A 7,923-nucleotide genomic window follows, 5' to 3' on the forward strand; every position below is an offset into this window, starting at 1 on the left:
TGCCACGGCCCGCCCAGGATGGGGGAGTAGCCCTCCCCACCCGGAACAACCGGGCCGGGCTCGGAAAGGACGTGGACACCATGCGCCGTACCCTCTGCGCCGCCGCCACGGCGGCCGTCCTCGGCAGCGGCGCGGCCGCGGGCCCGGCCGCGCTCGCCGACCCGCCCCAGCCGCCCCCGCCCGCTCACCTCGTGGGCGCGGCGACGATCGACATCAGCCCCCACGAGACCCTGACCGGGCGGACCGTCTCGATCACCGGCGCCTGCGCCCCCTACCCCGGAGCGGGCGTCCGCTCCGTGTCCTCGGCCGCCGGACCGGTGGACCTCACCGACCTCGACCCGGCCCACATACGCGGCACCCTGCTGGTCACGGCCGGGGAGGGCACCTACCCCGTACGTCTGGTGTGCAGCAACGGCAGCGCCGAAACCCAGCTCAGGGTCGACGCCCCGGCACCCGGCCCCGCGCCCACACCGCATCCGGGGCCGCCGGCCCCTGCACAGCCCGGCGGGCACAGCGGTGCTCCCGCCCCGGCGAACCAGCGCGTCGGGTACACCGGGCCCGGTGGTCTCACCGAGCAGCGGGCACAAGGCGGCATGGCCTCGGCCATGAACTCCCGCCCCTCGTCCGGCGACGTCCCGCACGGCGCGAACCGCAACCGTGCCGCGGTCTCGCACGACGACCCCTTGGGCATGGAGGTACTGCTGGCCGGCGTGGGCGTCGCGGTCGCCACGGCCGCGGTCGTCACGGCCGTCCGCCGGCCGTCGCACCGGTCCGCTTCCGGCCCCCACGGTGACCGGGACTGAGAGTCGCGCAAACCACCTCCACCCCGAGCCCACCCGCGCTCCGCCGCCGTCACTCCTGGGATGTCTCCCGGCCGGCGATCCCGGGCGCCGGGGGAGAGGCGGACGGCTGTCGGCTCCGGTCGCCGTCGGCCAGGTGGTCGGCGAGGGTGCGGTGGAGGCCGTCGAGGAAGTCCTCGAACCGGCCCAGCACCTCGGTGGGGTAGCGGTCGAGGAACGTGCCGATGACGGCGGCGACGGGGGAGAAATACTCGTCGGCCAGCCTCTGTGCCTCCTGCCCGGTGCGCAGGGTGACGACGCGGCGGTCGGTGTGTTCGCGGGTGCGGGTGACGTGGCCGGCTTTCTCCAGACGGTTGATCAGGGCGCTGGTGGCGGCGGGGGAGAGCTGGATGCGGCGGCTGAGGCGGGCCGGGGTGAGGGGGTCGTCCCGGTGCTCGGCGTTGATGATCTCGACCAGGGCCGTGCCGTCGGTGGTGTGCAGACCCAGCCAGCCAGCGAAGCGCCGACCGTACTCGGCGTAGTCGGCCGCGTAGACCCCCAGGCGTTCCACCAGGCGTTCCTGCTGGGCGTTAAGGGTCTTCTCCGGCTGGCTCATCTGCTGTCCCCTCGTGCGGTCGGCGTCGGCCCCTCCGCGGGAGGGCCGGGTTTTGACATCCTGGCACGCCCACTTTAGATTCGATTATCGAAAGATTCCAAAATCGAATCTCATGGAGGCGGGCCCGGGCGGACCGGCCCGCCCGGGCCGGGCCCCGGCGGTCGCCGACAGCCGGCCCGCCCCCTCCCCGCACTGTTCGAAGGACTCCCCTCATGGCCGTACCCACCCCTGCCGCGCAGGCTCCTGCCGATCCCCGGCGCTGGAAGGCGCTGGTCTTCATCTGCCTGGCGCAGCTGATGGTCGTGCTCGACGGCACGATCGTGAACATCGCCCTGCCCTCGGCCCAGCACGATCTGGGCTTCTCCGACGCCGGCCGGCAATGGGTGGTGACCGCCTACTCGCTGGCCTTCGGCGGCCTGCTGCTGTTCGGCGGGCGCATCGCCGACCTGTGGGGCCGCAAGCGCGCCTTCATCACCGGCGTCATCGGCTTCGCCGCCGCCTCCGCCCTGGGCGGGGCCGCGGTGAACACCGGCATGCTGCTGGGCGCCCGCGCGCTGCAGGGCGTCTTCGGCGCCCTGCTCGCCCCCGCCGCCCTCTCGCTCCTGGCGGTGATGTTCACCGAGGCCAAGGAGCGTGCCAAGGCGTTCGGCGTCTACGGCGCCATCGCCGGCGGCGGCGCGGCGATCGGCCTGCTGCTGGGCGGGGTGCTCACCGAGTACCTCGACTGGCGCTGGACCCTGCTGGTCAACATCTTCTTCGCCGCCGCGGCCGCCGTCGGCGCCTCCCTGCTCGTCCACGACCCCCGCACGACCCGCCACGGCCACCGGCGCCTGGACGTGCCCGGCGTCCTGCTGGCCACCGGCGGCCTGATCACCCTGGTCTACGGCTTCACCCGCGCCGGAACCCACGGCTGGAGCGCCACCTCCACACTCGCCCTGATCGGCGCCGGCCTGGCCCTGCTGATCGTCTTCGTGGTGGTGGAACGGCGGGTGAAGGCACCGCTGCTGCCGCTGCGCGTCGTCCTCGACCGCAACCGGGGCGGCGCCTTCCTTTCCCTGGGCATCGCGGTCGTGGGCATGTTCGGCCTGTTCCTCTTCCTGACCTTCTACCTCCAGACCGTCCTGGACTTCGGCCCGCTGCTGTGCGGGGCGGCGTTCTTGCCGATGACGGCCGGCATGATGATCGGCGCCACCCAGATCGGCTCCCGCCTGGCCCCCGCGTCCCCGCCCGACGGCTGCTCGTCCCCGGCTTCCTCCTGGCCGCCGCGGGCCTGGTCATCCTCGCCCAGATCACCCCCGACAGTTCCTACACCGCCGTCGTCCTGCCCGGCATGTTCGTCATGGGCGTCGGCATGGGCACCGCGATGATGCCCGCCATGAGCCTGGCCACCCACAACATCGCTCCCCAGGACTCCGGCATCGCCTCCGCGATGGTCAACACCTCCCAGCAGATCGGCGGGGCCATCGGCACCGCCCTGCTCAACACCATCGCCGCCAGTGCCACCACCGCCTACGCCCACGCCCACACCCCCGCCGGGGCCGGACGCCTGCACCTTCAAGCGATGGTCCACGGCTACTCCACGGCCATCTGGTGGGCCGCCGGCCTGCTCACCCTCGCCGCGGCCATCGCCGCCCTCCTGATCGACCACGACCCCCGCACCACCGCCACGGCCGGCCAGGAGAACGACGACCGTCACCTGACCACCGTCGCCTGAACCCCCGGCGGCCCGGACCACCGGGGGCGACGGTCACGGGGCCGCCGGGGCCGTGCCCACTTGTTCGGCTGATCCCCCACCCGTCACGACGTCGAAGTCCTGTGACGGGCCGGGACTTGGTGGTCTACCAGGTGATGACGGCGTAGCCGGGGCGTCCGGGGTAGGCCCTGGTGGCGGTGCGGCCGTCTGCTCCCTTGTCGCCGGCGGCGCGGTCGCGGCCGTGGCCGCCGTGACCTCCGCTACCACCCTGGCCGCCGAGGCCGCCGATGGCGGTGCCCAGGGGGAGGGGCTGCCCGTCGGGGGTGGTCTGCTGCCCCGGTTTGCCGCCCAGCCCGGGCCAGGAGACGGTGCAGGGCTCGTTGCCGCTCCGGGCGGGCGCCACGCAGCGGGGCCGGTTGACACCGCCGCCGCCACCGCGTCCGGCATCTCGGTAGTGGCCGCCCATCTCGCCCCGGTCTCCGGGGTCGCCCGCGTTGCCCACGGGGCCGGGCGCCGTCATCTTCCGGACCCCTTGGCAGGAGCCGACCGGGGACGTGGTGCCGCGTGCTGCGCCCTTGCTTCCCTTGCCGCTGTATTCGGCACCGTTTCGCCCGCCTTGGCCGCCGGCACCGGGATGTCCGTGAAGACCGGGGGCGCCGCCGGGCGCCTTGACCAGCGGCGTGGCCGTTCCCGCCTTCCCGAACCGGGTGGGCTGACCACGGCGGCCGTCACCACCGCCCTTGCCCTGACCGCCCGTATCGCCGCTCTGGCCGTAGAAGGTGCGGGTGCCGGGGGCGCCGCCGCGGCCGCCGGTTCCGGGCGTGCCCGCCGGACCGCCGTCGCCGACGAGGACGGTGTACGCGCCGGAAGGCTTCAGCTTCAGGGTGCAGGCGAGGTAGGAGCCGGCACTGCCGCCGCTGCCCCCTGATCCCCCGCCACCACCCGCACCGGTGTCGCCCTTTCCTCCTCCGCTGCCGGGCAGACCGGTGTAGGGCGCGGCCTGGCCGCCGCCTCCGCCGCCGCCACCGGCTCCTCCACCGCCCCCTCCGCCGCCGCCCCACAGGTGGACGGTCACCTCGCTCACACCGGGTGGGGGCGTGAAGGGGTGCGAGCCGGGGGTGCTGAAGACCTCCTGCCCGTGGGGCTGGGCCTGGGCGAGGGGCGCGCTGGGCAGACCCAGCAACGGAGCGGCCAGGGCGAGCACGGCGGTCGCCGCCCGAAGGGTGACGCGAGCGCGTACCGCGCTGTGGCGTAGGGGGCTTGGGTGTTGCACGGGTACGTGTCCTTCTCTCGGTCGAACCATTCAGGATGTGAGCGGCTTCGAGGTCACCGGAGGGGCGACCTGGCAGAGTCGGCCCCGGCGGTTTCCCGGGGAACGCGGGTCACCGCGTCGGTCGTGCGGCGCGATGCGGAGCGGGCCGGTGTGCACCGGTGCCAGGCGGGCTGCCTGCCACGTCGGGTAACGAGGGGATCATCCGATGGTCGTGCCGCATCGCCCGGACGAGGCGGAGGCCGGACCGTGGTGGACGACCGTCACCCCCGGGAGAGGGCCTCGGCCTCGGGGCGGAGCCGGCCGGGCGTCCGCCAAGGCTCGCCGCGCCCCTGCCGCCACACGCTCTGAACAGGGCAGAGGGAGAGCTCGGATCGCCGATGGGCGGGGGCGGCTGCCTGATCGGCAGTTCTCGGCCGGGGTCCCGCGCGGGCAGAACCGCCGGAGGGCGGCGGAATGGGGTCCGTCGTCCGAGTGGCGAGGGCCCCGACGACAGTGAGTGGGGTCGTTCACCGCGCCACCTCCGGCGGCGCCTCCGCCGCCGGAGCCGCCCGGCCCCCACTCGGCGCTGTTCCGCATACGGAAGTACAACGGCAGCTTGAGCGCGCAGTGGGCCGCCACTCGGCTCGGCGAGGACGAGCACGGCGTGTGGTTGGGCACGGCGCAGGGCGTTCCCGTCAGTTCGGCCACGGGCGACCGGACGAGCCGGTTCGCGTACGTGACGCTGGTTTCGCGCGATGAGTGGTGGACAGCCACGTTCTGTGCGGACCCGGGCCCCGAGATGTACTGCGACGTGTGCACGGTGCCCGAGTGGAGCGCTGACGGGACGGTCCTTCACACAGTGGACCTCGATCTGGATGTCGTACGGCCGCGCGGAGGCGAAGCCCGCATTCAAGACGAGGACGAGTTCGACGAACACCGAGTGCGGTACGGCTACCCCGACCACGTCATCGACAGGGCCCGACAGACCTGTGAGTGGTTGATGGAAGCGGGCCGTCGCCATGGCGACGTCCTCGAACCCTTCGCCTCGGTGTACCGCCATTGGCTCGGTCTCATCGCGTAGCGAGGGCCAGCGCGCATGGCCCTCCCCTAGCAACACGCCACCAGTGCGGAAGCCGCACGACAATCTCAGCCCAGATCGAACACGTTGGGCCGCCCCGCCTCGTACCGGGCCAGGTCCTGACGGTGGAACGGCTCCAGCTCCGGAGGGCGGTAGAGCGGCCAGACGCGGCAGGGTGGCGCCGTGGAACCGTCCGCCTCCAGCAGGGCGTTGACCGCGCGGCGCGCCGACTCGTTCGCGCCCTCCATCGTCGCCAGATCGACGTCCGTGGCCACGTAGTCGCCGGCCAGGAAGAAGTTCGGCACCGCCGTCCGGCTCGGCGGACGGTCGAACCAGGTGCCCACCGGGTGGATGAAGAGCTGCTCGCGGTTGACCGGCGACGGGCCGCCCAGACCGGTGACGGCCGGATCGATGAACCAGGTGTGGACGTCCGCGTCGTCCAGCACCCGCCGACCGGTGTCGTTCAGCCCCGCCTTCAGCTGCGCCCACACCTCGCGCGCGACCTCCTCGCGCGTGCAGCGGATGGCCGGCTTCCCGTACAGGATCCCCGGTTTGCGCCACTCCGAGACGCACACGGACAGGCAGTCGGCCACCCGGCCGTCGCCGTAGTCGGCGCGGAAGTCGCGGCCGGGCCAGAACTGGGCCTGGCTGATGGTCGTGAGGGCCCAGGGCGAGTCGATGTGATCGGTGTGCCCGTGCACGATGGGCGTACGGGTGCGCAGGAAGTACTGCACACCGACCATCCAGTCCGTTTGCAGCCGGTCGCAGCGGGCGAGCCGCCCGTCCGCCGCGCGCAACTCCGGGCCCCAGGTGACCCGGGCGTGCTCGACGGGCAGCGCGCTGAGGTAGTGGTCGGCGGTGACGCGGCGCTCGGCCCCGCCGAGCGGGGAGCGCAGCCGGACACCGGTGACCCGCCCGCCCCCGTACAACACCTCCCGGACCTCGCCGCCCAGGACGAAACGGACCCCGAGGGAGCGCAGGTGGCGCACCCACGGGGTGATCCACGCCTCGTCGGTCGGGGCGTTGAGGACGCGGTCGGGCTCCCCGTCGTTGCCCCGGGACACGATGTTGTAGAGGAACGCCTGGATGATGCGGGCCACCGTACGGGTGCTGGCCACCTCGGCCTTGATGGCGACGAGGTTGCGGGTCATGCCGGTGCCGAGGAGATGGCGGTAGTCCCGCGACATCCGGTCGGCCCGGATGAAGTCCCACCAGGGCACCCGCTCCCACTGCCCGAAGCGGCGCCGCTCGCAGCTGGTGAGGTGCACCAGCAGCCGGTTGGCGAAGTAGGCGACCTCCGTGGGCGGCAGGTGCAGGACGGTGTCCAGCGACGCGGTCAGATTGCGCAGCAGGGCGTCCGGCAGCAGCGTCGCGGGATCCGGCGGGGCGAGGAGGGTACGGAAGGGGACCGTCAGATCGGGACGGCCTCCCGTGCGCACCACCAGGCCGTCGGTCGCGTTCATCAGGTTGTCGTGGACCGAACCGCCGCCGTCCGGGAGCGGGATGCGCCGCATGGTGTCGGGGAGGTTCCGGTAGAAGCCGGGGAAGAAGCGGAAACCGTGCTCGCCCGGCAGGGAACGGCGGCCTCCGGTGCCGCTCCCCGGTACGTACTTGCTGCGCGCCTTGCCGCCGAGCGCGGTCTCGCGTTCGTACACCGTGACCAGGTACCCGCGTTCCGCGAGTTCCTGCGCCGCGCTGAGCCCGGCGACGCCGCCGCCGAGGACGGCCACGCTACGGCCGGGGCCCGCCCGCCCGGCGGCCCCGGCCCGGCCCGCTCCCACGAGTACGGCCCCACCGGCCCCGGCCGCCGCGCCCAGGAACTCCCGCCGCGTCCGTCTCCCCGCTTCCACCGCATTCCTCATGTGCCCCACCGAACGCTCCCCACCGAATGGCTGCTCCCCGCCGAATGGCCCATGCCCGGGACAACGACGGGGCCGCCGGCAGGTCATGGGCTCGTGAGGACGACGGACGGGCTGTTGCGGGCATGTCTGCGGGATGAGCGTTTCTTCGTCCAGGGGACCAGGGGACCAGGGGACCAGGGGAGCCGGGGCAAGGGACAAGGGGCAAGGGGGAAGGCAGGACGGGGTACGCTCCCCGGCGCACCGCACAGCCATGACCGGATGTGACAGAAGCACGTCATTGCGGCCACAGCGCCGCGGCCCGGACGATAGGGGCATGCCCCAGACGCACCACCGCGTTGTGATCGCGGTCTTCCCCGACGTCGACCTCCTCGACGTCACCGGCCCGGCCGAGGTGTTCGCCCTGGCCAACCGGGAGAGCCGCGGCCGTGCCGGGTGTGACGGCCGTGCCGGGTACGACGGTCGCGCCGCGTACGAGGTACGGCTGGCCGGCCCCGGCCCGGCCGGGGAGGCCGTGGCGACGTCGGCGGGGGTGCGCCTGGTGACCGACCTGGGCATGGACGAGGTGGGGGCGGCGGTGGACACGCTGCTCGTCCCCGGAGCGGTCGACCCCGGGCCCGAGGGCCCGCGGGCCAGGATCGACGAC

The 7,923-nt window shown here is 73.6% G+C and carries 5 protein-coding genes and 2 pseudogenes; 4 read left to right on the forward strand and 3 right to left on the reverse strand.

Annotated elements, in window-relative coordinates:
• Positions 1-80 precede the first annotated feature (80 nt).
• Positions 81-803 carry a hypothetical protein gene (locus ACQEVS_RS32835; protein WP_433027120.1) on the forward strand — a complete coding sequence of 241 codons (723 nt, stop codon included), beginning with the start codon at positions 81-83 and terminating at the stop codon, positions 801-803.
• 49 nt (positions 804-852) lie between these two features.
• On the opposite strand, the gene ACQEVS_RS32840 is transcribed toward ACQEVS_RS32835, so the two are convergent.
• Positions 853-1,395 carry a MarR family winged helix-turn-helix transcriptional regulator gene (locus ACQEVS_RS32840; RefSeq protein WP_433027123.1) on the reverse strand — a complete coding sequence of 181 codons (543 nt, stop codon included), beginning with the start codon at positions 1,393-1,395 and terminating at the stop codon, positions 853-855.
• A gap of 212 nt (positions 1,396-1,607) precedes the next feature.
• Between ACQEVS_RS32840 and ACQEVS_RS32845 the strand changes: the two are divergent.
• Positions 1,608-3,109: pseudogene (locus tag ACQEVS_RS32845) on the forward strand (MFS transporter).
• 124 nt (positions 3,110-3,233) lie between these two features.
• Here the strand turns inward: ACQEVS_RS32845 and ACQEVS_RS32850 are convergent.
• The gene (locus tag ACQEVS_RS32850) at positions 3,234-4,361 is read right to left on the reverse strand and encodes a hypothetical protein (RefSeq protein WP_433027126.1); all 1,128 of its coding nucleotides are present in this window, start codon (positions 4,359-4,361) and stop codon (positions 3,234-3,236) included.
• A 595-nt stretch (positions 4,362-4,956) separates the two neighbouring features.
• Between ACQEVS_RS32850 and ACQEVS_RS32855 the strand changes: the two genes are divergently transcribed.
• Entirely contained in the window at positions 4,957-5,421 is a 465-nt protein-coding gene (locus tag ACQEVS_RS32855) for a DUF402 domain-containing protein (protein ID WP_433027129.1), read from the forward strand.
• Between the two features lie 65 nt (positions 5,422-5,486).
• Here the strand turns inward: ACQEVS_RS32855 and ACQEVS_RS32860 are convergent, their stop codons facing one another.
• Entirely contained in the window at positions 5,487-7,280 is a 1,794-nt protein-coding gene (locus ACQEVS_RS32860; RefSeq protein WP_433027132.1) for a hydroxysqualene dehydroxylase, read from the reverse strand.
• A 313-nt stretch (positions 7,281-7,593) separates the two neighbouring features.
• Here ACQEVS_RS32860 and ACQEVS_RS32865 point away from each other — a divergent pair.
• A pseudogene (locus ACQEVS_RS32865) lies at positions 7,594-7,923 on the forward strand (hypothetical protein); the annotation flags it as partial.

Origin of the sequence: Streptomyces sp. CA-181903, assembly GCF_050937075.1 — a bacterium.
Lineage (GTDB): Bacteria > Actinomycetota > Actinomycetes > Streptomycetales > Streptomycetaceae > Streptomyces.

Bases quoted from the DNA above. Each gene is read 5' to 3' on its own strand.
- ACQEVS_RS32835 (WP_433027120.1), top strand. From the start codon at position 81: ATGCGCCGTACCCTCTGCGCCGCCGCCACGGCGGCCGTCCTCGGCAGC.
- ACQEVS_RS32840 (WP_433027123.1), bottom strand. From the start codon at position 1,395: ATGAGCCAGCCGGAGAAGACCCTTAACGCCCAGCAGGAACGCCTGGTG.
- ACQEVS_RS32860 (WP_433027132.1), bottom strand. From the start codon at position 7,280: ATGAGGAATGCGGTGGAAGCGGGGAGACGGACGCGGCGGGAGTTCCTG.